Origin of the sequence: Kribbella sp. NPDC049584 (assembly GCF_040675555.1) — a bacterium.
Taxonomy (GTDB): Bacteria; Actinomycetota; Actinomycetes; order Propionibacteriales; family Kribbellaceae; genus Kribbella.
In genome coordinates this window covers 387,433-410,837 of the sequence record NZ_JBFAPF010000006.1, presented here as the reverse complement: position 1 = coordinate 410,837, position 23,405 = coordinate 387,433, and the positions used below count along the sequence as shown (strand labels likewise).

Here is a 23,405-nt window from a genome sequence, read left to right as displayed (position 1 = left end):
CGAATACTTCGACCCTAGGAAGGCGGGCGGTGCCCGCACATCAACCATCTGGTGGAGTGCCGGGATCCGCTATCCGGCGTACAACCGCTCCAACGGCGCACCGAGCAGCACCCCGGCCAACGCGCCGATCAGCATGAACGGCCCGAACGGGACCATCTGCTTGCGCGTCATCACCCGCGCGGCGATCAGCACGATGCCCACGATCGCGCCGAGGAAGAACCCGCCGTACAACCCGGCCGCGAACTGGCCCCAGCCCAACCAGCCGAGGGCCATCCCGAGCAACCCTGACAACCGGACGTCGCCGAACCCGACGCCGCGCGGGAACGCGAACCACAGCACGTAGAACACCGCGAACCCGATCGCCCCGGCGATCACTGCCCGGCGCAACGATCCCCACTCCCCCGTCGCGACCGCGGCCGCCAGCAATCCGGCCGCGACGACGACGTACGTCGGCCAGATGATCACCGAGGGCAGGAACCGCGTCCGCGCGTCGATGTACCCGAGCACCGCGCCCGCGACCGCGAGCACCAGCCACGCGGGCAGCACGGCGTCCAGCCCGAGCATCCAGCCCAGCAGTCCCCCGGACACCGCCGCGAGCCCGCCACACCAGTACGCCGCTCGCCGGCCGGCCACCGACGCGTACGGGACCTTCGTCTCACCCTCGTCCAGCACAGGCTCGGGGATGGTGCGCATCAGCCAAGGGCCGAGCACGGCGGCAGCAGAACCGCAGAGGACCACACCGATCCCCGCGGCGAGCACTGCGTTGTCAGCCGGCACGATCCAGGAGCCTAGACGATCCCGCAGCCGATCAGTGGCCCGACTTCGCACGCCCTGTGGACAAGAGTGTGGGAGTGTGATGGAAAGTCATCTCGGGAAGGACTGCCGATGAACGCCGTGGACAAGAGCCGGGTCAAGGACGCGCTGCTGCGGCAGGTCGAGGCCGACCTGCTGGCGGCCCGTGGTGACGTGGCCCGCAAGGATGCGGCGGCGAAGCTCGACCAGGACTCGTCGTTCTCGGTCGACGACCAGTCGCAGGCCGCCGAGGCCGGTGATCTCGGCGGGCTGCTCGAGGGCCGGGAGCAGCGGCAGGCGGGCATCCGCAGCCAGATCGAGAAGCTCGACTTCGGACCGCGCGACGAGGTCGGACCGGGCGCGATCATCGGGTTCGACGGCGACCGGTACGTCGTGGGCGTGGTCGCGGCCGCGTTCGAATGCGACGGCGCGACGTACGAAGGGATCGCCTCCGACGCCCCGATCTATGCGGCCATCGAGGGCCTGCACGCCGGCGACACGTTCAGCTTCGCCGGCCACGACCACCGGATCGACTTCGTCAGCTGAGGCCCACCCGCCACAGCTTCACCGGCGCAGGACCAGCTAGGCGAAGGTGTATGGCGTGTGGAAGAAGTTGGACGGGTCGTACTTCTTCTTCGCGGCCTGCAGCTTGGCCGCGCTGCCGCCGTAGTACGAACTCACTGCCCGGCCTGCCTCGAGATAGTTGACGTAGGCACCGGCTGAGGCCGCACGGACGGCGCGATGGCCGTTGGTGATGAAGGTCTTCGCGGTCGTGCCCTGCGCGGACGAGTACCACTGGACCACACCCAGCGCGCTGCGCCACGGCCACGATGCCCCGCCGGCCGGCTGCTTCGACGCCTGTCCGCCGAGCGGGTCGAGAATCGCCGACGCCGGCGTCTTGGCCCGCGCGGCCGCCTTCACCGCACCGAGCAGCGCGGTGATCGTCGCCGCGTCCATCGCACCCTTCAGTACGTCGGAACCCGCGAGGAAGCCCTGCCGCGGGCTCGTCGTACCGCCGCCGAGGTACTTCACCGCCTCCATGTGCGACTTGACGGTGATGCTCCGCGCCGAGGCCTTCGCGCCGACGAAGGACTCCAGCTGTGCGGCCGCCGCGTTCGCGTTGCCGGTGGTGGAGATGCCGAGCACGTGGATCGACAGCGTTCCGTTGCTTTGGGCATCAATGTGCAGGTTGCCCCAGGACGTCGTCGGCGCGGTCTGCGCGAACTTCTGCCAGCCGCGGACGACCGCCGCCGCCTGCGACTCGGGCCAGGTCAGCCGGAAGAACCCCAGCTTGGTGGCCGGGATCGTGGCGAACCGGAACGACGTCACCACGCCGAGATTGCCGCCACCGCCGCCGCGCAAGGCCCAGAACAGGTCCGGGTCGACGGTCGCGCTGACGTTGTGCGACTTCCCGTCCGCGGTGAACACGCCCATCGACACGACCCGGTCACAGGTCAGCCCATACGTGCGGGTGTGGATCCCCATCCCGCCGCCGAGCGTGAGGCCGGCGACCCCCACGGTCGGACAGGTGCCGGTCGGCAGCGAGCGCCCGTACCGGTCGAGGAACGCGTGGACGTCGTACAAGCGGGCTCCGGCGCCGACGGTGAGGATGCCGTTCGAGTAGCTCATACCCCGGATCGCGCCGACGTCGAGCTGCATGCCGTTGGCGATCGTGGACGCGCCGACGTACGAGTGGCCGCCGCTCTTGGGGACGAGCGCGAGCTTGTTGTTGCGGGCGAAGTTGATCGCCTTCTGTACGTCGGCGGGGTTCGCGGCCTTCACGACGGCGGTCGGGCGGACGCTGTCCCAGCGCGGGTTGAACAGCTGGTGCGCGGCGGCGTACCCGGAGGTCGAGGACAGGTAGAGCTTGCCGGTCAGCGAACGGGCGAAGCTGTTCCAGTTCGGCGCGGTGGACGTCAGCGTCGGGGCCGACGTATTCGGGTTGCTGCTCGGACTACTGCTCGGAGTCGTGGTGGTCGGCGCGGCCGTGCTGCTGGGCGCTGCGGTGGTCGGAGCGGTGGAGCTGGGCTCGGCGCTGGTCGTCGGCGTCGGGCTGGTCGCCCCGCCCGCGTTGTCCTTCGAGTCACCGCATCCGGTCAGTCCGACTACCGCTGCGGCGCTGCCGGCCTTCAGTACGGTACGGCGGTCAAGCAGGCTCACGATCCCCCAACTCCTCACGCGCGGCCGTCCTCATGGCCGCCAGAGGAGCCGGCGACCTACCCGTCATCATCTCCACCTGGAGGGTCGCCTGATGCACGAGTAGGTCAAGTCCGTTCAACAGCTCTGTACCGATCCGGTGCGCCGCGATCGCGAGCCTGGTCGGCCAGGGGTGGTACGCCACGTCGAACACGACCGGCGCCACCGCGGCGAAGTGCTCGGCCCACGGGTCGATCGCGCCGCCCGGCAACGTCGACACGCACAGGTCGAAGCCGCCGATCTGCTCGACCTGCGAGAAGTCGGCCACCGACGTCCGGAGTCCGAGCTCCGCGGCGAGATCCAGCAACCGATCGGCCTTCGAGACATCCCGGACGACGACGGTCACCTCGTTGACCTTCATGCCGCGCAAGGCCGCCAGGGTGGATGCGGCCGTCGCGCCGCCACCGACCACGACGGCCGTCTCCGCAGCCGTGATGCCCTGCTCGGCGAACGCATTCACCAGGCCGGGCACGTCGGTGTTGTGGGCGGATCGCGATCCGTCGGGCTCGAACAGCATCGTGTTCGCCGCGCCGATCAGCTCCGCGACCGGATCGACCGTGTCGACGAGGTCGAGCCCGACGCGCTTCAACGGCATCGTCAGCGACAGCCCCCGGACGTCCGCACCGAGCGATGCCACGAACTCGGGGAGTTCGTCCTCGAGCACCTCGAACGCGTCGTACCGCCAGTCCAGTCCGAGCTCGGCGTACGCGGCCCGATGCATCGCCGGTGACAGCGAATGCGCGATCGGCGAACCGAGCACAAGACACCGGGTCAAGTCAGCACTTCCCGGTGTGGGCCTGGCACCAGGTCTGGAGCTTCTTCACGTTGACCTGGTGTTCGGCATACGTGTCCGCGAAGGCGGTCTCGCCGGTGTCCAGGTTGACCAGCGTGAAGTACTTCCAGTTGCCCGGTGTCGGGTTCAGCGCGGCACTGAGCTGCGCCCGGGTCGGCGAGTTGATCGGCGACGGCGGCAGGCCCTTGTGGTTGTAGGTGTTGTACGGCGACGGGTTCTTGCGCTGCTCGGGCGTGGTGTAGACGCCGCCGTCCTTACCGACGACGTAGTGGACGGTCGAGTCCATGCCCAGATACATCCCGGCCGCCAGCCGGTTGTAGATCACCCGCGCGACCTTGCCGTAGTCGGCCTCTTTGTTGGTCTCCGCGCCGATGATGCTGGCCACGATCACGGCCTGGTACGGGTCGAGCTTCTTGTGCTGTGCGGTCTGCACCAGGTTCAGGTCTTTGGCGATCGACGCGTACTTCGCGGTCATCAGCTTGAGCATGACGGTCGCGTTCGCGTTCTTCGGCACGTCGTAGGTCGCCGGGTACAGGAAACCCTCGGGATTGCCCCGCGCGTAGGCGGGCAGGCCGAGCGCCGCGGGGTGGTTGATCGCGGCCGCGGCCGCGCCGGCGGGCAGCTTGAGCTTGTTCTGCAGGATGACCGCGACCTCGCCCTTGGTCTCCCCGGACGGCACGCTGACCCGCATCACCTTGATCGACGCGGCCGTGTTCATCATCAGCGCCAGGGCAGCCTTGGCCGACATGTGTTTGCGCAGGGTGTAGGTCGCGGCCTGGATCTGCAGCGACCGCGGATCGTCCCGGGCCGCGCGCTCGAACGCGCGGGCGCTCTTGACGACTTCCTTCTTCTCCAGCGTGTCGGCGATCGAAGAGGTCGACTGCCCCTTGGTGATCTCGACCTGAACGGATCCGGTGCCCTCACCGGTGTAGTCCGGTGCGGAGAACACGCCCTCCAGCGCGTCCTTACCCTTGCCGAAGCCGACCACGACGCCAGCCACGATCGCACCGACGACGATCAGCGAGATCAAGCCGGCGAAGCAGCCGAACGCGCGGCGGCTACGAGCCCGGCGCCGGTTGGCGCGACGCTCGACCCGGGTCTCGGCCCGCAGCCCGAGGCCGCTGCCGAGATCATCGGCCTGCTCCTCGCCCTCGTTCAGGTCTTGATCCACCGATGGTCCGTTCACAGGGGCCTCCCGGGTGGGTTGCCGGTCTCGCGCTCGAGGTCGAGCGCATGTTGCAGAATCACGACCGCCGCGGCCTGATCGACCACGGCGCGCCGCTTGGAGCCCTTCTTTCCCCGCTCCCGCAGCATCCGTTCGGCGGTGACGGTGGTGAACCGCTCGTCCACCAGCCGCATCGTCGTCCCCTCGCGCACCTTGTCCAGCACCTGCGCCGCCGTCTCCCGGATCTTCACCGCGGCCGGCCCCTCGCCCCCGGACAGGGAGCGCGGCAGCCCGACCACGATCTCGAACGCCTCCAGTTCGGCGGCGAGTGCGGCGATCCTATCCAGATCCCCGGGCCCACGCCGGACGGTTTCCACAGGCGTGGCCAGGATTCCGTGCGGATCGCTGCTGGCGACGCCGATCCGGGCATCCCCGATATCGAGCGCGATCCGCACGCCTCGTCTCATCTCCGCGGTCTTATCTGTGCTGGTCTCATCTGTGCTGGCCTCTGTGGTCTAGCCCGTGACGAGGTGGCCGACGGTGTGCTCGACCGCCGCCAGCGCCTCGTCGGCACCGGCCGGGTCGGTGCCGCCACCCTGCGCGACATCGTCCTTGCCGCCGCCGCGACCGCCGAGCTTCTCGGCCGCGACCCGAACCAGGTCACCGGCCTTGAGCCGCCACTCACGGGCGAGGTCGTTGAGCGCGATCACCACGCCGGGCTTGCCGTCGTTCACACTCAGTACGGCGATGACGGCCGGCTTGTCGTTCGCCATCCGGCCGCGAATGTCCAGCGCCAGCTTGCGCAGGTCGCCGCCGTTCACGCCGTCCGGCGCACGGTGCCCGACGTACTGGACGCCGAAGACGTCCTTCGGGCTCTTCGCCAGCTCACCCGCGGCCTCGAGGACCTGGGCGGCCCGGACGCGCTCGAGCTCCTTCTCCGCGGCGCGCAGCCGCTCGGCCAGGTCGGCGACCTTGGCAGGCAGCTCCTCCGGCCGGGTCTTCAGGTTCTCGCTGAGCAGGCGGACCAGCGCGCGCTCGCGGCCGAGGTAGTGCAACGCCTCCATGCCGACGAACGCCTCGATCCGCCGTACGCCGGCGCCGACCGACGACTCGCCAGTGACGGTCAGCGCACCGACCTGCGACGAGTGCTTCACGTGCGTGCCGCCGCAGAGCTCACGCGACCAGGGGCCGCCGATCTCGACCACCCGGACCTGCTCGTCGTACGTCTCACCGAACAGCGCCAGCGCGCCCCACTCCCGCGCCTCCGGCAGCGTCATGTACTGCGCCGACACCGGGAGATCCTGCCGTACGGCGAGGTTGGCGACCTCTTCGATCTCCGAACGGGTCGACGGGTCCAGCGCCGACGACCAGGCGAAGTCGAGCCGCAGGTAGCCGGGCTTGTTGTACGAACCGCTCTGCAACGCGTTCGGGCCGAGCACCTGGCGCAGCGCGGCGTGCACGACGTGCGTGCCGGAGTGCGCCTGGCAGGCCGAGACCCGCCACTCGTGGTCGACCGCGGCGTGCACGTTCTCGCCGGGACGGAGTACGCCTTCGAGGATCTCGGCCTTGTGCACGATCAGGCCCTTGACCGGGCGCTGCACGTCGAGGACCTTCAGCCTCAGACCGTCGCCGAGGATCAGGCCCTCGTCCGCGATCTGACCGCCGGACTCGGCGTAGAACGGGGTCTTCTCCAGCACGACCTCGACGGTCTCGCCCTGCTCGGCGAACGGCGCGACCACGCCCTCCCGGAGCAGACCGCGCACCTGCGAGTCGGTGGACAGCTCCTGGTACCCGGTGAACTCGGTGACACCCTTCTCCCGCAGCTCGCGGTAGCCGGAGGTGTCGGCGTGACCGGCCTTCTTCGCCCGGGCGTCTGCCTTGGCGCGCTCGCGCTGCTCCTTCATCAGGGAGCGGAAGCCCTCGGTGTCGACGTTCAGGCCCTGCTCGGCCGCCATCTCGATGGTCAGGTCGATCGGGAAGCCGTACGTGTCGTGCAGCTGGAACGCCTTGGCGCCCTCGAGCTGGTGTGCACCGCTCGCCTTGGTGTCGCGCACCGCCACGTCGAAGATCGTCGTACCGGCCGTGAGCGTACGGCGGAACGCCTCCTCCTCGGCATACGCGACCTGGCTGATCCGGCCGAAGTCGGCCTCCAGCTCCGGGTACGACTTCTTCATCTGCTCGAGGCTCGTCGGCAGCAGCTCGACCAGGCTCGGGTCCTCGTAGCCCAGCAGCCGCATCGAACGGATCGCCCGGCGGAGCAGCCGACGCAGTACGTAACCGCCCTGCTCGTTGCCCGGGGTGACGCCGTCGCCGATCAGCATCAGCGCGCTGCGGACGTGGTCGGCGACCACGCGGAACCGGACGTCGTCGACGTGGTCGACGCCGTACTTGCGGCCGCTGAGCTCGGACGCACGCTCGATCACCGGGTAGATCTCGTCGATCTCGTACATGTTGTCGACGCCCTGCAGCAGGTACGCGACCCGCTCCAGGCCCAGACCGGTGTCGATGTTCTTCTTCGGCAGCTCGCCGAGGATCTCGTAGCCCTCCTTGCCGCCACCCTCACCGCGGATGTTCTGCATGAAGACCAGGTTCCAGAACTCCAGGTAGCGGTCGCCCGCCTCCCAGTCCCGGTCGGCGCCGAACTCCGGGCCGCGGTCGATCAGGATCTCCGAGCAGGGGCCGCACGGACCCGGGATACCCATCGACCAGAAGTTGTCCTTCATCCCCAGCCGGACGATCCGGTCGTCGGGCAGGCCGGCGATCCGCTTCCAGAGCGCGATCGCCTCGTCGTCGTCGTAGTACACCGAGGCGTACAGCACCGACTCGTCGAAGCCGTAGCCGCCTTCGTTCTGGGGCTTGGTGACCAGCTCCCAGGCGTACTCGATGGCCTTCTCCTTGAAGTAGTCGCCGAAGGAGAAGTTGCCGTTCATCTGGAAGAACGTGCCGTGCCGCGTGGTCTTGCCGACTTCCTCGATGTCGAGGGTCCGGACACACTTCTGCACGCTGGTCGCGCGCGCGTACGGCGGGGTCTGCTGGCCGACGAAGTACGGGACGAACTGGGCCATGCCGGCGACGTTGAACAGCAGGTTCGGGTCCGGCGACGGGAGCGGCGCGCTCGGGACCACCGTGTGGCCCCGGTCCTCGAAGTACTGCAGGAACCGCCGCCTGATCTCACTGGTTTCCATGGGTGTTACCGGTAGTCCTCACGATCGTTTGTGGTCTCGATACCCAGCGCGTCGCGCAGTTCGGTCTCCCGCTCGGCCATGCCCTCACGGACCTGGTCGCCGAAGTGCCGGACCGCGGCGGCCAGCTTGGCCGCGGACTCCTGCATCCCCTCGGGGGCGAGCACCTTGGCACGCTTCTTCAGCCGGGTGACGGCGTACACGCCGACGGCGATCCCGATGATCAGCCAGATGATCCGCTTCACCGCTTCCGCGCCTTCCGCTCGGCCTTCATCTCTTCCTTGACCCGGCGGCTCACGTCCTTGCGCTGCTGCTCGCCGAGCGCGCGGCGTACGCCGTACGTGAAGGCGGCCGCCTTGACCAGCGGGCCGCCGGCGGTGGCCGAGAACAGCGACATCAGCGCGGCCGCGTTGGTGGTCACCGTGGTCGCGTTGTCGGTGATCGTGTCGACCTTCGCCAGTTGGGCGTTCGTGGTCGCCACCGTGGTGGTCACCTCGCCGAGCAGCGGGACGCTGGAGTCGGAGACGCCCTTGACCATGATCCGGGTCTCGTCGAACACCTTGCCGAGCTTCAGGATCGGATAAGCCAGCAGGCCTACCAGGATGAGCAGCGCGCAGGCCGCTATCAGCCCCGCGACTTCACCGACGCTCATGGAAACGATCCACCTTCCCGTAGCGAGCCCGTTGTGAGCTGTCATGCCCTAATGACTGTGTGCCCTTATGGAGGCACGACCCTATCGCGCGGCCATAGCGCACTCTGCTCCAGGACACCATCCCTCACATCACAGTCGCCCACCAAACCGGCACGAGGAGCTACGTCGAGGTATTGCGACGGTCAGGAATTGCCGTGCTCGCAGGCGATTCCGTCGCCGTTGCGGTCGAGCGCCGGTGTGTACCCGGGGTCACCGCGGTACAGCGGGGCCTTGCCGGCCGCCCGGACCTCGTCACAGTCCTTGTACACGACCGTCGGGGTGCTGCTAGGCGTCGTCGACGGGGTGCTTGTCGTCGCGCCGGGCGTCGGTGTCGGGGTGCCGGGGCTCGGCGTGGTCGTGGGCGGCGTGGTCGGTGTGCCCGTCGGCGGCGTGGGGGTCGCGGTTGTCGGCGTGCCGGTCGTCGGACTGGTCGTGGTCGGAGTGCCGGTCGTCGACGGGGTGGTAGTCGTCGGGGTGGTTGTGGTGGGGGCCGTCGTCGTACCGCCGGGCGTGGGGCTGCCAGGGGTCGAGGTCGTACCGCCGGGGCTCGACGTCGTACTGCCCGGGCTGCTCGGCGTCTGTGGCGGAGCGGCCCATGAGGGGGTGGTGGGAGTCGCCGTCGGGACCCAGGGGGACACCGGCTGCAGCGGCTTTCCCACGGGAAGCGCCGGTCTTGCGCTCGAGCGCGACGTACCCTGCGACCGCTCTGCCGGCGCACTGGCGACGCCGGCGGACTGGGGCGACTGCGAACCGGCCGTGCCGCTCGAGCCGAACGGGTCGAGCAACCATGCTCCGGCCAACGCGACCACCACCGTCGCGAGAATGCCGAGCTTCAGGACCGGTGCGCGCCGGCGGCTGTGCCGCGCTCCGAACTTCCGTACATGTCGACCTATGTGGAACTGCCTCACGTGCTTACCTTTCGCCCCCAGGCCGTGAGGGAGCCTACCTATTCGAACGCTTCAGTCGAAGCTCACCGTGAGTGCCTGAACGACCCCGCCGGGTGTCCAACGCAGCTCCATCGAACCGGTCCCACCGCCCGACCAGCGGAAACGCGCCAGTTCGTCGCCGTCGTCGAGCAGGGTCATGGTCTCGGACGGCGGATTTTCCCGGTACGCCGCGGCGATCGCCGTCCGACCTTCGAACGGACCGACCGGGACCTGTACGAAACTAATGACGGCGTTCTCGGCGAATCGCTCGGCGAAGGCGTCCCAGTCGCCGGTCGTGACCGCCCGGTTGAACGCGTCGACGTGGTCGGCGACCCGGCTCACTTCCGGTCCCGCAGGATCTTACGGATCGCCGCCACCCGATCGGCGTACGCCGCCTCGCCGCCCCGTCGGGTGGGGTTGTAGTAGTCGGTGCCGTCGATCACGTCCGGTGCGTACTGCTGCGGGACGACGCCGCGCGGATCGTTGTGGGAGTACTCGTACGACGAGCCGTGGCCGATCTTCTTGGCGCCGGCGTAGTGCGCGTCCCGCAGATGCGGCGGCACCGGACCGACCTTGCCCGCCTTCACGTCCGCGATCGCGGCGTCGACGGCCATGATGACGGCGTTGGACTTCGGCGCGAGCGCGAGCGCGACGACTGCCTGCGCAAGGTTGATCCGCGCCTCCGGCATACCGATCAGCTGCACCGCCTCGGCCGCGGCGACCGCGACGCCGAGCGCGGTCGGGTCGCCCATGCCGATGTCCTCGCTCGCGGAGATCACCAGTCGTCTGGCGATGAAGCGGGGGTCCTCCCCCGCCTCGATCATCCGGGCCAGGTAGTGCATGGAGGCGTCGACGTCCGAACCCCGGATCGACTTGATCAACGCCGACGCGACGTCGTAGTGCTGGTCGCCGGCCCGGTCGTACCGCACCGCGGCCCGGTCGACCGCCGTCTCCAGCGTCACCAGATCGATGACCGCCCGCCCCGGCGCCTCATCCGGCGTACCGTCGGCGGCTTGCTCGTATTTGACGGCCTGGTCGTGCTTGGCGCGGGCTCCGCCGGCCGCGGCTTCCAGGTACGTCAGTGCGCGGCGGGCATCCCCGCCGGCCATCCGGAGCAGGTGGTCCCGGGCATCCTGCGCCAGCTCGAACTCGCCGTTCAACCCCCGCTCGTCGGAGAGCGCCCGATCGAGGAGCAGCGAGATGTCGTCGTCGGTCAGGGACTCCAGCGTGAGCAGCAGACTGCGCGACAGCAGTGGCGAGATCACCGAGAAGAACGGGTTCTCCGTGGTGGCCGCGACCAGCGTCACCCAGCGGTTCTCCACGCCGGGCAGCAGCGCGTCCTGCTGCGCCTTCGTGAAGCGGTGCACCTCGTCGATGAACAGCACGGTCTCCACCGCGCCGCTCGCGCGGGACAGGTCGCGGCGAGCGCCGTCGATCACCTGCCGCACATCCTTCACACCGGCCGTGACCGCGGACAGCTCCACGAACTTCCGATTGGTCTGGTGCGACACCACGGCCGCGATCGTGGTCTTGCCGGTCCCCGGAGGACCCCACAGCAACAGCGACATCGGCTGGTCACCCTCCACCAGCCGTCGCAGCGGCGAGCCCGGCGCGAGCAGATGCTGCTGCCCCACCAACTCGTCCAGACTCCGCGGCCGCATCCGCACCGCCAACGGAGCCGCCGTGTGATCCGCATCCGCCAAGCTCCCGCCACCGCGGGCCGGCGCGGGAGCACCCGGAAGATCGAACAAGCCTTCACTCACGCCAAGAGCCTATCCACCCCCACCGACAGACCGGTCCCGGGCGGTTCGGGTCAGCGGGATCGAGTCAGCTGGGGACGGCTGTGGGACGCCGAGGGGCGAAAACGAGGTGGTACGTGCCGCTCCGCCGCAACAACACGATGGTCGGCACCTGCAGTACGACGATGGTCGCGATCGTGATCACCGGATCGAGCGCCGGCACGACGGAGATCGGCAGTGTGTACGAGAGCACGACACGCACGACCGCGTCGACGATCGACGCGATCCCCCAGCAGACGGTGATCCACTTCCAGGCGTCGCGGAACCGCGCGTTCGTCTCCCACAGCTCGTCCATCAGCGCGGCCCGCCGGGTAAACATCGCGCGGGTGACGATGTAGGTCAGTGGCTTCGGGTGCCGCAGCGACCACAGGGTGATGCCGGCGAACGGCAGACTGATCCACGCGTTGCGGACGAGCAGCAGGCGCGCATCTCCACCGATGACCGCGACGACCGTACTGGCCACCATGCTGACGACGACGGCCATCCCGACCAGGTCCGTACGCCGCTCGCGCACCAGCGAGACGGCGGAGCTGATCAGCCCTGGGATCACGCCGGCGAGCAGTGCGATCAGGTCACCGACACCGAGCGCCTTGAGGCCGTAGTACAGCGCGAGCGGGATGGCGATGTCGACGACGAGGAGCCATCGGCCTTTACGCGTGGTGGGCATGCCGACAGCGTCGCCCGCCCGGCCGCCGGACCACATCGAGCCGACGGCTGTGCGCACCTAGACCAAAGTCTTAGTCCTTCTTGTCCGACTTGTCCGACTTCTCTTCGTCGTCAGCTGCCTCGCGCAGCTCTTCGGGCAGGTCGTCCTCGTCGTCGGCGTCGCGGAGTTCCTCCGGGAGGTCGTCCTCGTCGAACTCCTCGTCGAGGATCTCCTCGGGCTCGGCGGCCGACTCCGGCTTGATGGCGTTGCGGAGCCGGCCGAGGATGCGGTCCGCCTCGGTGCCGAACGGGTTGTCGTTGACCAGGTACGTCCAGGTCGCAGTCGGCCGCGGGATCCCGCTGGCCTCCTCGTCGAGGCCGTCGGGCGTGATCTCCGCCGTACCGAACGTCTCGGCCGCGTCCTTCCAGGCGTCCTCGATCAGCGTGTCGAACGACGCGATCGCCGACTTGTTGAACTCGTCGATCGGTTTCAGGTGCACGATGCCGCCGGCCAGCGACCGCAGGTGGATGCCTTCGCGCAGGTCCGCGAGGTAGGCCAAGTGGTCGGTCCAGCGCCGGTCCAGATGGCCCAGTGCGATCCGTCGCGCGGCGGCCTTCACCACGTCCTCGCCGACCTCGTCGACCAGTTCGTCGTACCGCTCCTTGGCCCGTTCGGCGAGCTCGGTGGCGGCCAGGTCCTCGGTCAGCACCTTTTCGCGGGTCTCGAGCAAGATCGCGCGCTGCTGGCCGGTGAGACGGTTGTACTGCCAGGTGGTCCGGTGCAGCTCGGCGTTCGCACCGTCGGCGACGCGCTGCGCGTGCTCGAGCATGCCGATCGACTTGCGGTCGGTCAGCCGCCCGGTCTCGTCCGGGTGCGGGCGCAGGCCCGACGAAACGGAGTACCGCGTCACCAGCTCGTCCGCGAGCGATGCGAAGAACAGCGTCTCGCCTGGGTCGCCCTGACGGCCGGCCCGACCACGCAACTGGTCGTCGAGCCGTCGCGACGCATGCAAGCCGGTGCCGATGACGTACAGGCCACCGAGCTCGATGGCCTTCTCCTTGTCGTGCGACTCGTCGCGTCCGCCGAGCCGGATGTCCGTACCGCGGCCGGCCATCTGCGTCGACACCGTCACGGTCCCCGGCACACCGGCCTCGGCGATGATCGCGGCCTCTTCGGCGTCGTTCTTCGCGTTCAGCACGACGTGCTCGATCCCGGCCGCCTCGAGCTTGTCGCTCAGCTGCTCGGACTCCTCGACGCTGTGCGTGCCGATCAGGATCGGCCGGCCGGACTCGTGCACGACGCCGATGTGCTTGACCAGCGCCTCGTTCTTCTGCTCGACCGTCAGGTACAACCGGTCGGGGTCGTCCTTGCGGATGTTCGGCTTGTTCGGCGGTACGACCGCCACGTCGACGTCGTAGAACTCCTGCAGCGACTCCCCGACGACCACCGCCGTACCGGTCATGCCGCACAGCGTCTTGTAGCGCTTGACCAGCGCCTGGACGGTGATGCTGTCCAGCACCTCACCGGAGTCACTGACCGGCACGGCCTCCTTGGCCTCGACCGCGGCCTGCAGACCGTCGGGCCAGCGCTGCAGCTTCGCGACCCGGCCGCGGTTGTTGTTGATCAGGCTGACCTTGCCGTCGCGGACCAGGTAGTCGACGTCGCGGCGCAGCAGCACCTCGGCGTGCAGCGCGACGTTGATCTGGGTCAGCCGGTCCAGGTTCTCGTCCGCGTACAGGTTGAACTCCCGCACCGGCTCCGCTTCAGCGGTCTCCGCGTCATCCGTCACCGACTCATCCGTCACCGAGTCATCGGTCGCCGGATCATCGTCCGCCGCCACCTCTTCGGTTGCCGCCACCTCGTCGGTCGCCTCGGCCTCTTCGGTTGCCGCCGCCTCGGCTGCTGCCAGTTCGGCCCTCGCGCCGAGGGCCTTCTCGACCTTGTCGGTGCCCCGGTCGGTCAGCGCGACGGTCCGGCCGTCGCCGTCGATCTCGTAGTCCACGCCCGCGCGCAGGGTCCGGACGAGCTGGACCACGTCGTCGTCCAGCGCCTCGGACCGGGTCGCACCGGCGAGCACCATCGGCACGCGGGCCTCGTCGATCAGCACCGAGTCGGCCTCGTCGACGAGCGCCACGTCGGCCTCGACGGTGACCCGGTCGTCGACATTGGTGACGAGACGGTCCCGCAGTACGTCGAAGCCGATCTCGTTGACCGGGACGTAGCAGACCTCGGCCTGGTACGCCTCGCGGCGGTCCTCCGGCGTGGATGCCTGGCCGACGTGCGACACGGTCACACCGAGCAGCTCGTACACCGGGCCCATCCACTCGGCGTCGCGCTTGGCCAGGTAGTCGTTCACGGCCAGCACGTGCACCCGGCGGCCGCCGATCGCGTACCCGGCGGCGGCGATCGCACCGGCCAGCGTCTTGCCCTCACCGGTCGCCATCTCGACGACCCGGCCCTGCAGCATCGCCAGCGCGCCGACGACCTGGCCGTCGAACGCCCGCTCGCCGAGCGCCCGCTTGCCCGCCTCCCGGGCCAGCGCGAGGAACTCGATCTGCTCGTCCTCGTGCAGGCCACCGGTGGTCCGCAGCTCCGTGGCCGCCTCGGTGAGCTCTTCGTCGGTCAGGGACTGGACCGATTCCTCCGCCTCGCCGACCAGCTGGGTGAGCCGTTCGTAGGGGCCGAGATCGATCGAGCCGGGGCGCTGCAGCAGCCGGCGGAAGCGAGAAGCGATTTTCAGGGCCATGATGCAGGCAACGTACAGCGTCGGCGTGTCGTTCCGCGCGTCAGGTCAGGGTGTCCACTCATAGGGAGTCGTGGTTGTAACGGCGTGGAGACCTAGCTTCTGGAGGATCGGGCGGGAGTCCTCGGAGGCATCGACGCGGAGGAACTCGTACCCGCGGTCTTTCGCGAGCCGGGCGCGATGGACGAGCAGTGCGCTGTAGATCCCCTGGCGGCGCCACTCCGGGAGCGTTCCGCCGCCCCACAGGCTCGCGAATCCGGTGCCGGGGTGGAACCGGATCCACGCCGCCGACACCGCAGGGCCCTGTTTCAGCACGTCCTCGACCAGGAAGACAGACAACCGGTCCGGGAACATCCGCGCCTCGTCCTGCAACTGCTCCACGATCCGTGCGAGCCCGTTGCCCCACAGCGTGTCGGTCAGTACGGCGATCCGGTGGAAGTCGTCCGCTCCGTCGGCCTCCCGCAATCGCACCTTCGACGGCAGCGCAGACGGCCGCTCGAGGATCCGGTCCACCTCGCCGAGGATCAGCGTCTCCGGGTCCTGCTTGCTGAAGCCGGCCTTGACGAGCCGCTCCCCCAGATCGGCCGGCTCGTCGTACGCGTAGGTCTTCCACTCGAACGGCAGCCCGCGCTCCCGGAAGAACGCCAGCTCCTGCTCGATCACGGCGTCCGGGTCATCCCCCAGCCCGCGCGGCGTCTCGACGAAACCGGCTCCTTCGGGACCCTCGACGTACGAACGATGCACCAGCCCCTCGTGCTCCTGCTTCCAGCCGGGAATCGCGTCCGCGTCCGGTAGCCGGATCCGGCGGTGAAACACGTCGAGCAGCTCGTCAGGCGTCATCTGCACATCGTGCCCGAACGGCTACCTGAAATCACCGGGATAAAAAGCAAACCAGTTGGCGACTGGTGTCGTCCAAGTAAGTGTCCTCACAAAGGGGGGAACACATCATGAACATCCACCACATCACACCGAAGACGATCATCGCCGCACTAGCGGTGATGGCAGTCCCCGCGGCCGCGTTCGCCGCACCGGTACTGACCGGATCCGCTACCGCCCCCCGAACCACCTCGACCACCGCGGTCGCCATCGCGTCCTGCCCGCGCGGCTGGGGATCGTTGCCCGAGGCAAACAGCCGGATGACGCAGGCTCCGGTGACCGCCGTCCGCACCGGACGGCATGCCTGTTACGACCGGATCGTCGTCGACGTCCGCGGTCGCACACCGGGGTACGACGTCCGCTACGTGAAGAACGTCTACACCGACGGCGCCGGACACCTCGTCCCGCTCCGCGGCGGGGCGAAACTGCAGGTCGTGGTCCGCGCTCCGGCGTACAGCTCGACCGGTGCCGCGACGTACTCGCCGAAGAACGCCAGGGAGCTGACCAACGTGGCCGGCTACAGCACGTTCCGGCAGGTGGCTTACGCGGGCACGTTCGAGGGACAGACGACGATCGGGCTCGGCGTCCGCGCCCGGCTGCCGTTCCGCGTCTACACGCTGGCCGGACCGGGATCGAACACGCGCTTGGTGATCGACGTCGCGCACCACTGGTAAGCCCGCCCCGCGGTCGCCCGGTTCCTTCCCCCGGGCGACCGCTTCCGCTTGCTACAGCGTTCGGTTGAGCAGGTCGTAGAAGGAGTTACCGAGGAGCAGTTCGTACGGATCGGTCAGTAGCGGTCCGAGTTCCGCCATGTCCGAGGGCGTCCAGGACCAGGCGCCGATGAGGCCCGAGATGAACAGCGGGCTCGCACCGTCCCAGTTCGCGATCCGCTGGTCCAGCGCGGCCTTGAACTCGACCGCTTTACCGGGTGCGCCCCAGCCGCCGGTGATCGGGATGCCGCCGTGGCGCACCGTCAACGTGTCGCCGTCCCAGGTCTGCATGATCCCCTTGGTCGGCGTGTAATCGGCGTACCCCTTGGCGATCTCCTCCGACAGTTGGACCCAGGTGCCGTTCTGCCGGCCGCTGTACGCGTAGACGACCTGCAGGGCGGTACGGCGCATGAAGTCGCCGGTCATCTTGAGGTACTTCGTGAGCTCGGCGGGGTTCCACGATGCCGGATAGGTGTACCCGCCGCCGGACGGGCCGCAGACCAGGTAGTCGTTGGCGGTCGCGGTGCGCTGGTAGTGGCTGTAGATGTTCGGACCGGCCTCGGCCAGCAACGGGCTGATGGTCCAGTTGGTCGGTACCTCGCCGCGCTTCGGGTCGTCCCAGATGTCGCGCAGCCGGCGCTGGCAGTACTGGATGTTGTCGCCTTCGCCGAACGTCAGGGTCAGATAGACCTTGTTCTTCGCCTTGTTGACCCGCCGTACCGGCCGGGGCGTGCTCGAGATCGGTGCGGCAGTGCCGGCGTGCACCGTGCCGTTCATGTAGAAGTCGGCCGCGACGACCGGTGAACCGCCCTTGCTGGCCAGGTCCACACCGTCCCATTCGCCGGAGACGTCGTTCGCGAACCAGCCCATGTACGGCGCGAGCGTGGGCCACTTGGCGTAGTGCTCGATGAGCAGGTCACCGGTCGCGCCGCCGGGTGGTAGCCAGCTCACCAGGGCCTTGGTGGCAACCACGTAGTCGCGGAAGTACGGGAACGGCTCGACTCGGGTCGGCGAGGTGTCCGTGGCGCTGACGAGGTACTGGTTCCACATCTCCACCGTGACGACGAGGGACGTCGTACCCGCGGGTGGTTCGAAGCGGTAGATCCAGTAGTTGCCGCCGTCGGCGAACCGGTTGGCCTCGCCACCGATCGACGAGTGCGATCCGTCGAACAGGTACGGCGCCTCCTCCGGGGTGTTCGGCTCGAAGCGGGCGAGCTCGGCGCCGTTGGCCGTCACCACCACGTGGCGCACCGACGCACCCCAGCCGTCGTCGGTGAACGAGTCCGCGAACTTGACGTACACGGCCTCCTTGCCGAGCTTGGCCGAGACGTCGAGGTTGTAGGTGCCGCGGTTCGAAGAGTCGCGGATCTGCTGGGTCTCGCGAGCGATCTCCTGCCAGACCACGCCTTCCACGTCTACCACCCGAGTCGGCGGCAGACCGGCCAGCAGCTGCTTGGTGACCCGCGGGAACAGGTTGTCGAGCTGCCACCGGTAGGTCTTCACCACGTCGTCGTCGAACACGCCGCGGAGGTCCTTCACGATCTTGAGGCCGTACGCCTTCGCCTGATCCGCGTCGGCGACGACCGCGTTCTCCAGGCCGGCCAGCGTCGTAGCGACGTTGATCGAGTCGGGTACGGCAGGGTCGTAGACGATCGCGCCGCGGACACGGTGGCGGTACTTCGCGATCAGATCCAGCGGGTTCTTGTACAGCTTGGTCGGCAGACGCAGGTCGGTCAGCCATTTGGCGTCCGGCACGCTCTGCGTCCCGGTGTCGTAGATGAAGTACAACTCCGGCTCGGTACGGTTGACGATGCCTTGCAACGTTGTCAGCAGGGTCTGATCTCCCCCGCTGAGTTTGCTGACGTCGCCGTAATCCAGGTGTTTCGGGCGGTTGAACACCGGCAGCAGCCGGGCGGGGCTGCCGGACGTCGATGCTGTGGCCGATCCACCGAGGGCAGCAGCCTGCGCTGAGGTTGCGAGCCCCGGAACGAGTCCGAGACCCCCCACTGTGACCGCACCGCTGCCCGCCAGGAACGCTCGTCTCGAAACCATTCGTGACCACTCCCTGAGGTTGACATCGATGTCAATTCAGGCCGGACAGTAGCAACGCCGAGACCGTGTGTACATAGCTCGTTACAACGTTGGCCCAAGAAATTGGAATCGTTTCCGCCGGGCCGGGTCGTCGGCACAGGAGACGGCTCTGACTTGCCGCTCTGGATCTTGGTTGTCGGGCGGTGCGACGGTTTCGTCGGGAGGTTTGAGTGATGGATCTGGCTTCGGGGCTGACCTGCCTTCTGGACATTCCGTATGCGAGGCGTGGCGGGGTTCAGCTTTGTCTGGACGTGCTCGGGACGATGCCCTCGCAGCCGCTGCCTGTTGTAGTGCGGGTCGATGGGTGTCCGGGTTGGGGGCCTGGCGATCGACGTGCGGCGATGCTGCCATTCGTGGGTCCGGCTATGGCTCGCGCTGGGTTTCTGGCCGTTGCGATTTCGGTACGCGACAGCGGGCAGACCGCGTTTCCGGCGCAGCTGCAGGACGTCCAGGCCGCGGTGAGCTGGCTGCGACGCAACCCGCTCGGCCTGCCCGTCGACGTTAACCACATCGGCATCTGGGGCCACTCCGCCGGCGGCCACCTGGCCGCGCTGGCTGGTCTCAACCCTGACCCCGAGCAACTTTGTGCACCCGCCAACCATCCGGCAGGCACCGAGATGGTTGGCCCGTGCCCAAAGAGCGCAGGGGCTGAGGTGCAGGCGGTGGTGACGATCGGTGGGCCGAGCGATCTCATGCGCGGAGGTGGTGAGATGCGCATCGACCAACCCTCGCCGGTCACCGCGCTGGTTGGCGGCGATACGAGCCGGTTGCGGGCGGCCAGCCCGGTGGTCCACGTGAACGCCGGTGCACCGCCGTACCTGATCATCCATGGGACTGCGGACGAGACAGTCCCTTACGAGCAAGCCGAACTGCTTCATGGCGCGTTGCGTGCGGTGGGCGCGGACAGTCGGCTGGTCCCCATCGCACGCGGACACCACAACCTCCTCGACGATCCGGACGCGCCGTACGACGGGCAGGTCTGGTACGACGTCGCCGACGAAGCCGCCCGATTCTTCCAGCGTCAACTGATGTCGGATCGGCCGTGAGGTGTTCGTCGAAGGGGTAAACGACCGAGGAGAACATCATGACCGCGACCTACACCTTCGACATCTTCTCCACCCTCGACGGCTTCGGCTCGCACTCCGGCGACTGGGGCGGGTACTGGGGCAAGCAGGGCCCCGAGCTGCTCAAGCACCGGGCCGCCGTGTACGGCGAGCCGGCGCGGATGGTCTTCGGGGCCGACACCTTCCGGACGTTCGCGGAGATCCTGGCTACAAGCCCGGCGGATGCCGAGGTGTACGACGAATGGGTCACCCGGATGCGGAGCCTGCCGGCAACGATCGTGTCGAGCACCCTGCACGAACCGGTTGAGTGGCCCGACGCGACCATCGCCATGGGCGACGCAGTCGACATCGTCGCCCGGCTCAAGCAGGAATCCGACGTACCGCTGCGCTCACACGGCAGCCTGTGCCTGAACCGGGCGCTGCTGAATGCGGGCCTGGTCGACCGCGTCCAGGTCACTCTCTTCCCCGTCATCTGCGGTCAGACCGGAACAACACCGATCTTCCACGGCGCCTCCGACTTCGACCTCGAACTACTCGAAACCCGAACCTTCGACGATCACACCCAGGAACTCATCTACCGCCCGACACTGCACGCCTGACGGCATCAGGTACGGCGGCGGAATCTTGAGCGGAACTGGCCGTCGTACTCGAGTTGCATGTAGCCCGAGGAATGCACGCCGACGGCGAAGATCGCGACGGCTACGAAGACGATGCCGGCGATGAGCGAGATGTGCCAGAAGGCGGCTGCGATGCCGGCGAAGGCGGAACCTTGTGCGATCGCCTTCGCCACCGCGACGAGACGGGAGCTGGTCACCCGGTGACGGAACGCCTCCTGACGGTTCAGTACGAGGAGTGCGGCGAGTAGCGGGATCGAGACGGCGAAGGCGATCACGCAGATCTTCGCCGACAGATCGAGCGGGGACGAGGTCAGGAAAGGCTGCACCACAACGAGTCCGGCCGCGGCCAGTCCGCCGTAGATGAGGTTGGACTGCCGGATCCACTCCTCCTGGGCGGCAGGGTCGGCCGTGGCCTCCTCGACCTCCTGCTGGATGCGCTCGGCTTCAGCCTCGGCGTCCGCACGGTGCGTGTTCTCCGCCTCGTCCATCGGCCATCCTCCCGTCAGTCGCTCTGTCGTTGTCGGAATTAGGTGGTCGGGGCGGACGACAGCGAGTCACAGTAAGCGCTCGACGACGCTGGAGGTCCGCGTGAGGTACTACTACGCCGAGCATCAGGCGGCGTACCAGCGACTGGTGCATGAGGGTTTGACGCAGTGGAGCGATCTGTTCGGGGAGACCGACGAGTACGACGTCTTTCCCAACCGGCCGTTTCTTGAGCACGCACTGACCCGGCTGAAGCTTCCGGCTGAGCCGGACGTGCTGGAGTACGGCTGCGGGACCGGACCGGCGGCGTGCTTTCTTGCTGCGCGCGGGTTCCGCGTCGACGCGATCGACCTGATCCCACACGCGATCGCGATGGCTCGGCGATTCGCCCGGGAGCGCGGCGTCGACGTCAACTTCAGAGTGCAGGACGTGTGCGTGATGGGGGCCGGGGGCAAGCAGTACGACGTGGTTCTGGACAGCTACTGCCTTCAGTCCATCGTCATGGACGCCGATCGCGCCAATCTGCTCGCCGCCGTACGGGATCGTCTGAAGAGCAGCGGGTACTACGTCCTCTCCACTGCGATGTATGACCCGGACCGCGTCTACGACAACGAATTCCGGTACGACGCCACCAGCGGCATCTGCTACCAGGCTGCAGGCCCGGCAGAAGACGCGATCCAGCTCGACGGCACCTGGTACCTCCCCCACCGCCGCCACCTACAGCCCGCCGCCCTACGAGCCGAGCTGGAAACCGCAGGCCTCTGCGTCATCTCCCAAGACGGCGGCGACGTCATCTGCGTCAGGAGTCACGGAGCCTGAGCCGCCCTCTACAGTGATTGGAACGGCGGGAGAGGGGCTGGTCGTGAGTGTGCGGGAATGGGTGCCGGTTGAGCAGCGGTGGTTCGGGCTGGATCGGCGGACGTTCAAGGCGGGGTTCTCGGCGCTCGCGATCGCGCTGTTGCTGATCTACGGGTGGCAGGGGCTGAACGCAGCGATTCCCTGGCACAACGAGATTCGGGCCGGGCAGGTGCTCGACCTCGGCGATGGGGCGACAGCGGTGCCGCCGGTCGGGTGGCAGCTGGAGCAAGGGACGCTCGTCGGCGGCGCGGGGGCGAGCGCGACCAGCCTGCAGGTGTTGCTCGCGCAGGGCGGCGCGACGATCGAGTTGATAGGCACGACGTACGACGGCAGCGCGGCCGCGTTCCTCGACCAAGTGCACCGATCGCAAGGCAGTCCGCCAGGAGTCACGGCAGCGCGCGGCACGCTGACCACCAACTCGGGGCTGGTCGGCGTGGTCGAGAGCGGGAGCGGACCGAGCGGCGACGGTGTCGACGTGGCGTTCAAGATGGGGACGGGCGATGCCGTCAACAGTGCGCCGGCGCTTCTCGTCCGGGTCCGTACGGCGTCCGGGCAGTTCGAGCACTACGAGGACCAGGTCGGCGCGATGTTGCGCAGCATCACCCCGGGAACGGCACGATGACCGCCGTACCGCAGGAGAAGGCCGCGCAGCTCGACGCGATCGAGGAGTCCGGCTGGGGCCAACCGTACCGGTTCCTGCAGCCGCACAACGTCGCGTTCTGGGTCTACGTGCTCGGCGTCGGCGCCGGAGCGATCACCATGCTGCGAGTCTTCGGGCCTGGAGCCCAGTTCTACACACCGGCGCTCGCAGGAGGCGTCGTACTGTTCGGCCTCTACCTCATCCCCTGGCTGCTCCTCCTGCGCCACCACAACCGCTTCACGGCCCAGCCCGCCGGACTACTCGCGACCGGCTTCGTCTGGGGCGGCGTCGCCGCGACATTCTGGATCGCACTGCCGGCCAACGCGGCGCTGCTGGCGATCTGGGCCAAGATCGGCGGTACGTCGTTCGCGCAGGACTGGGGCGCCGGCCTGACCGCCCCGATCAACGAGGAATTCGCCAAGGCAATCGGCCTGATCCTGCTGATCGGCCTGGCGCCACGGCTCGTCCGCAGCGCGTACGACGGCTTCATCATCGGCGCGTTCATCGGCCTGGGCTTCCAGGTCTTCGAGGACATCCTGTACGTCTACAACGGCGCCACCCAGCAGTACGGCGTCGACCAGCTCGGCTCGTCCCTCCGCGTCTTCATCGTCCGCGGCGCCGCGGGAATTGTGTCGCACGCCCTGTTCAGCGCGATCTTCTGCGCCGGCCTGATGTGGGTACTGGGCCGCACCCGCGGCGAGCGCAACGTCGTACGCGGCGTCCTGACGATGCTGATGGCGATGTTCTTCCACTTCGCCTGGGACGACATGGGCGGCGTCAGCAACGGCGGCGCGTGGGCCGGCATCCTCCCGTTCCTGATCGCAGCGGTGGAACTGACCGCCCTCTTCTACGTACTCCGCCACGCCGCACGCCACGAACGCACCTGGATCCGAGAGCTCCTCACCCCCGAACTCGCAACCGGCGCCGTCGATCCACCCCTCCTCGACGCAGTCAGCGGCTTACGCAAGGACCGCAAGAAGTACCGCAGACACCTTCACAGCCGCCGCAAAGCCAATCACCGTCTAGAGGCGGCCAGCGACCTGGCCCAGGAGATCGCCCGCGCCAACGGTGCGGAGTCGCCCGGCGTAGTCCACACCCGCGCGGAACTGCTCCGCCTCCAGAACAAGCCCTAG

24 protein-coding genes are annotated in these 23,405 nt (G+C 68.4%); 7 read left to right on the top strand and 17 right to left on the bottom strand.

Annotation, left to right across the window (positions count from 1 at the left end; translation table 11 throughout):
* Window positions 1–69: 69 nt before the first annotated feature.
* Window positions 70–777: an A24 family peptidase gene (locus AB0J62_RS23310; RefSeq protein WP_363874669.1), complete on the bottom strand. Its 708-nt coding sequence runs from the start codon at window positions 775–777 to the stop codon at window positions 70–72.
* A 108-nt stretch (window positions 778–885) separates the two neighbouring features.
* Here AB0J62_RS23310 and AB0J62_RS23305 point away from each other — a divergent pair, with 108 nt between their 5' ends.
* On the top strand, window positions 886–1,338 hold the full coding sequence (locus AB0J62_RS23305) for a hypothetical protein (RefSeq protein WP_363874667.1): 453 nt from the start codon (window positions 886–888) through the stop codon (window positions 1,336–1,338).
* 36 nt (window positions 1,339–1,374) lie between these two features.
* Here AB0J62_RS23305 and AB0J62_RS23300 read toward each other — a convergent pair whose 3' ends face one another.
* The 14 genes from AB0J62_RS23300 to AB0J62_RS23235 form a co-directional block, all read right to left on the bottom strand.
* Complete coding sequence (locus tag AB0J62_RS23300) at window positions 1,375–2,952, bottom strand: FAD-binding protein (RefSeq protein ID WP_363874665.1); 1,578 nt, start codon at window positions 2,950–2,952, stop codon at window positions 1,375–1,377.
* Window positions 2,939–3,763, bottom strand: a complete 825-nt coding sequence (locus tag AB0J62_RS23295) for a shikimate dehydrogenase (protein ID WP_363874663.1) — start codon at window positions 3,761–3,763, stop codon at window positions 2,939–2,941. The genes AB0J62_RS23300 and AB0J62_RS23295 overlap by 14 nt, the downstream gene beginning before the upstream one ends.
* A 1-nt stretch (window position 3,764) precedes the next feature.
* Window positions 3,765–4,967 carry an endolytic transglycosylase MltG gene (gene mltG / locus AB0J62_RS23290; protein ID WP_363874661.1) on the bottom strand — a complete coding sequence of 401 codons (1,203 nt, stop codon included), beginning with the start codon at window positions 4,965–4,967 and terminating at the stop codon, window positions 3,765–3,767.
* Window positions 4,964–5,413, bottom strand: a complete 450-nt coding sequence (ruvX, locus tag AB0J62_RS23285) for a Holliday junction resolvase RuvX (protein ID WP_134102660.1) — start codon at window positions 5,411–5,413, stop codon at window positions 4,964–4,966. The genes mltG and ruvX overlap by 4 nt, the downstream gene beginning before the upstream one ends.
* Before the next feature lie 48 nt (window positions 5,414–5,461).
* Window positions 5,462–8,131, bottom strand: coding sequence for an alanine--tRNA ligase (alaS, locus tag AB0J62_RS23280; RefSeq protein WP_363874656.1), 2,670 nt, complete (start codon window positions 8,129–8,131; stop codon window positions 5,462–5,464).
* A 5-nt stretch (window positions 8,132–8,136) separates the two neighbouring features.
* Window positions 8,137–8,373, bottom strand: a complete 237-nt coding sequence (locus AB0J62_RS23275) for a DUF6167 family protein (RefSeq protein ID WP_363874653.1) — start codon at window positions 8,371–8,373, stop codon at window positions 8,137–8,139.
* Window positions 8,370–8,780, bottom strand: coding sequence for a DUF948 domain-containing protein (locus AB0J62_RS23270; protein ID WP_130388436.1), 411 nt, complete (start codon window positions 8,778–8,780; stop codon window positions 8,370–8,372). The genes AB0J62_RS23275 and AB0J62_RS23270 overlap by 4 nt, the downstream gene beginning before the upstream one ends.
* Window positions 8,781–8,962: 182 nt before the next feature.
* Window positions 8,963–9,088 carry an excalibur calcium-binding domain-containing protein gene (locus tag AB0J62_RS23265; protein WP_134102672.1) on the bottom strand — a complete coding sequence of 42 codons (126 nt, stop codon included), beginning with the start codon at window positions 9,086–9,088 and terminating at the stop codon, window positions 8,963–8,965.
* Between the two features lie 16 nt (window positions 9,089–9,104).
* Window positions 9,105–9,416, bottom strand: a complete 312-nt coding sequence (locus AB0J62_RS23260; RefSeq protein ID WP_363874647.1) for a hypothetical protein — start codon at window positions 9,414–9,416, stop codon at window positions 9,105–9,107.
* Between the two features lie 362 nt (window positions 9,417–9,778).
* Window positions 9,779–10,087: a nuclear transport factor 2 family protein gene (locus tag AB0J62_RS23255; RefSeq protein ID WP_363874644.1), complete on the bottom strand. Its 309-nt coding sequence runs from the start codon at window positions 10,085–10,087 to the stop codon at window positions 9,779–9,781.
* Window positions 10,084–11,508: a replication-associated recombination protein A gene (locus AB0J62_RS23250; protein WP_363874641.1), complete on the bottom strand. Its 1,425-nt coding sequence runs from the start codon at window positions 11,506–11,508 to the stop codon at window positions 10,084–10,086. Before AB0J62_RS23250 ends, AB0J62_RS23255 begins: the two co-directional genes overlap by 4 nt.
* Window positions 11,509–11,572: 64 nt before the next feature.
* A complete protein-coding gene (locus AB0J62_RS23245; RefSeq protein ID WP_363874638.1) occupies window positions 11,573–12,268 on the bottom strand; it encodes a VC0807 family protein in 696 nt (231 codons plus the stop codon).
* 13 nt (window positions 12,269–12,281) lie between these two features.
* A complete protein-coding gene (locus AB0J62_RS23240; protein WP_363874635.1) occupies window positions 12,282–14,936 on the bottom strand; it encodes an accessory Sec system translocase SecA2 in 2,655 nt (884 codons plus the stop codon).
* Window positions 14,937–14,981: 45 nt separating this feature from the next.
* Window positions 14,982–15,773, bottom strand: a complete 792-nt coding sequence (locus AB0J62_RS23235) for a GNAT family N-acetyltransferase (protein ID WP_134102684.1) — start codon at window positions 15,771–15,773, stop codon at window positions 14,982–14,984.
* A gap of 107 nt (window positions 15,774–15,880) precedes the next feature.
* Between AB0J62_RS23235 and AB0J62_RS23230 the strand changes: the two genes are divergently transcribed.
* The gene (locus AB0J62_RS23230; protein WP_363874630.1) at window positions 15,881–16,483 is read left to right on the top strand and encodes a hypothetical protein; all 603 of its coding nucleotides are present in this window, start codon (window positions 15,881–15,883) and stop codon (window positions 16,481–16,483) included.
* 51 nt (window positions 16,484–16,534) lie between these two features.
* Here the strand turns inward: AB0J62_RS23230 and AB0J62_RS23225 are convergent, their stop codons facing one another.
* On the bottom strand, window positions 16,535–18,571 hold the full coding sequence (locus AB0J62_RS23225) for a GxGYxYP domain-containing protein (protein WP_363874628.1): 2,037 nt from the start codon (window positions 18,569–18,571) through the stop codon (window positions 16,535–16,537).
* 212 nt (window positions 18,572–18,783) lie between these two features.
* On the opposite strand from AB0J62_RS23225, the gene AB0J62_RS23220 reads away from it, so the two are divergent.
* Window positions 18,784–19,656 carry a prolyl oligopeptidase family serine peptidase gene (locus AB0J62_RS23220; RefSeq protein ID WP_363874626.1) on the top strand — a complete coding sequence of 291 codons (873 nt, stop codon included), beginning with the start codon at window positions 18,784–18,786 and terminating at the stop codon, window positions 19,654–19,656.
* A 38-nt stretch (window positions 19,657–19,694) separates the two neighbouring features.
* On the top strand, window positions 19,695–20,273 hold the full coding sequence (locus AB0J62_RS23215) for a dihydrofolate reductase family protein (RefSeq protein WP_363874624.1): 579 nt from the start codon (window positions 19,695–19,697) through the stop codon (window positions 20,271–20,273).
* Between the two features lie 5 nt (window positions 20,274–20,278).
* Here the strand turns inward: AB0J62_RS23215 and AB0J62_RS23210 are convergent, their stop codons facing one another.
* On the bottom strand, window positions 20,279–20,779 hold the full coding sequence (locus tag AB0J62_RS23210) for a hypothetical protein (protein WP_363874621.1): 501 nt from the start codon (window positions 20,777–20,779) through the stop codon (window positions 20,279–20,281).
* Between the two features lie 100 nt (window positions 20,780–20,879).
* On the opposite strand from AB0J62_RS23210, the gene AB0J62_RS23205 reads away from it, so the two are divergent.
* The 3 genes from AB0J62_RS23205 to AB0J62_RS23195 are packed head-to-tail and all read left to right on the top strand — an operon-like array spanning window position 20,880 to window position 23,405.
* Window positions 20,880–21,593: a class I SAM-dependent methyltransferase gene (locus tag AB0J62_RS23205; protein ID WP_363874618.1), complete on the top strand. Its 714-nt coding sequence runs from the start codon at window positions 20,880–20,882 to the stop codon at window positions 21,591–21,593.
* A gap of 43 nt (window positions 21,594–21,636) precedes the next feature.
* Window positions 21,637–22,254 (top strand): hypothetical protein, encoded by a 618-nt coding sequence (locus AB0J62_RS23200; RefSeq protein WP_363874615.1) that lies wholly within the window; start codon window positions 21,637–21,639, stop codon window positions 22,252–22,254.
* Window positions 22,251–23,405, top strand: a complete 1,155-nt coding sequence (locus AB0J62_RS23195) for a PrsW family intramembrane metalloprotease (protein ID WP_363874612.1) — start codon at window positions 22,251–22,253, stop codon at window positions 23,403–23,405. The genes AB0J62_RS23200 and AB0J62_RS23195 overlap by 4 nt, the downstream gene beginning before the upstream one ends.

Coding starts and splice junctions, on each gene's coding strand:
- AB0J62_RS23210 (WP_363874621.1), bottom strand. CDS start 20,779: ATGGACGAGGCGGAGAACACGCACCGTGCGGACGCCGAGGCTGAAGCC.
- AB0J62_RS23195 (WP_363874612.1), top strand. CDS start 22,251: ATGACCGCCGTACCGCAGGAGAAGGCCGCGCAGCTCGACGCGATCGAG.
- ruvX (WP_134102660.1), bottom strand. CDS start 5,413: ATGAGACGAGGCGTGCGGATCGCGCTCGATATCGGGGATGCCCGGATC.
- AB0J62_RS23230 (WP_363874630.1), top strand. CDS start 15,881: ATGAACATCCACCACATCACACCGAAGACGATCATCGCCGCACTAGCG.
- alaS (WP_363874656.1), bottom strand. CDS start 8,131: ATGGAAACCAGTGAGATCAGGCGGCGGTTCCTGCAGTACTTCGAGGAC.
- AB0J62_RS23235 (WP_134102684.1), bottom strand. CDS start 15,773: ATGACGCCTGACGAGCTGCTCGACGTGTTTCACCGCCGGATCCGGCTA.
- AB0J62_RS23220 (WP_363874626.1), top strand. CDS start 18,784: ATGGATCTGGCTTCGGGGCTGACCTGCCTTCTGGACATTCCGTATGCG.
- AB0J62_RS23225 (WP_363874628.1), bottom strand. CDS start 18,571: ATGGTTTCGAGACGAGCGTTCCTGGCGGGCAGCGGTGCGGTCACAGTG.
- AB0J62_RS23240 (WP_363874635.1), bottom strand. CDS start 14,936: ATGGCCCTGAAAATCGCTTCTCGCTTCCGCCGGCTGCTGCAGCGCCCC.
- AB0J62_RS23260 (WP_363874647.1), bottom strand. CDS start 9,416: ATGGGCCGCTCCGCCACAGACGCCGAGCAGCCCGGGCAGTACGACGTC.
- AB0J62_RS23305 (WP_363874667.1), top strand. CDS start 886: ATGAACGCCGTGGACAAGAGCCGGGTCAAGGACGCGCTGCTGCGGCAG.
- AB0J62_RS23270 (WP_130388436.1), bottom strand. CDS start 8,780: ATGAGCGTCGGTGAAGTCGCGGGGCTGATAGCGGCCTGCGCGCTGCTC.
- AB0J62_RS23215 (WP_363874624.1), top strand. CDS start 19,695: ATGACCGCGACCTACACCTTCGACATCTTCTCCACCCTCGACGGCTTC.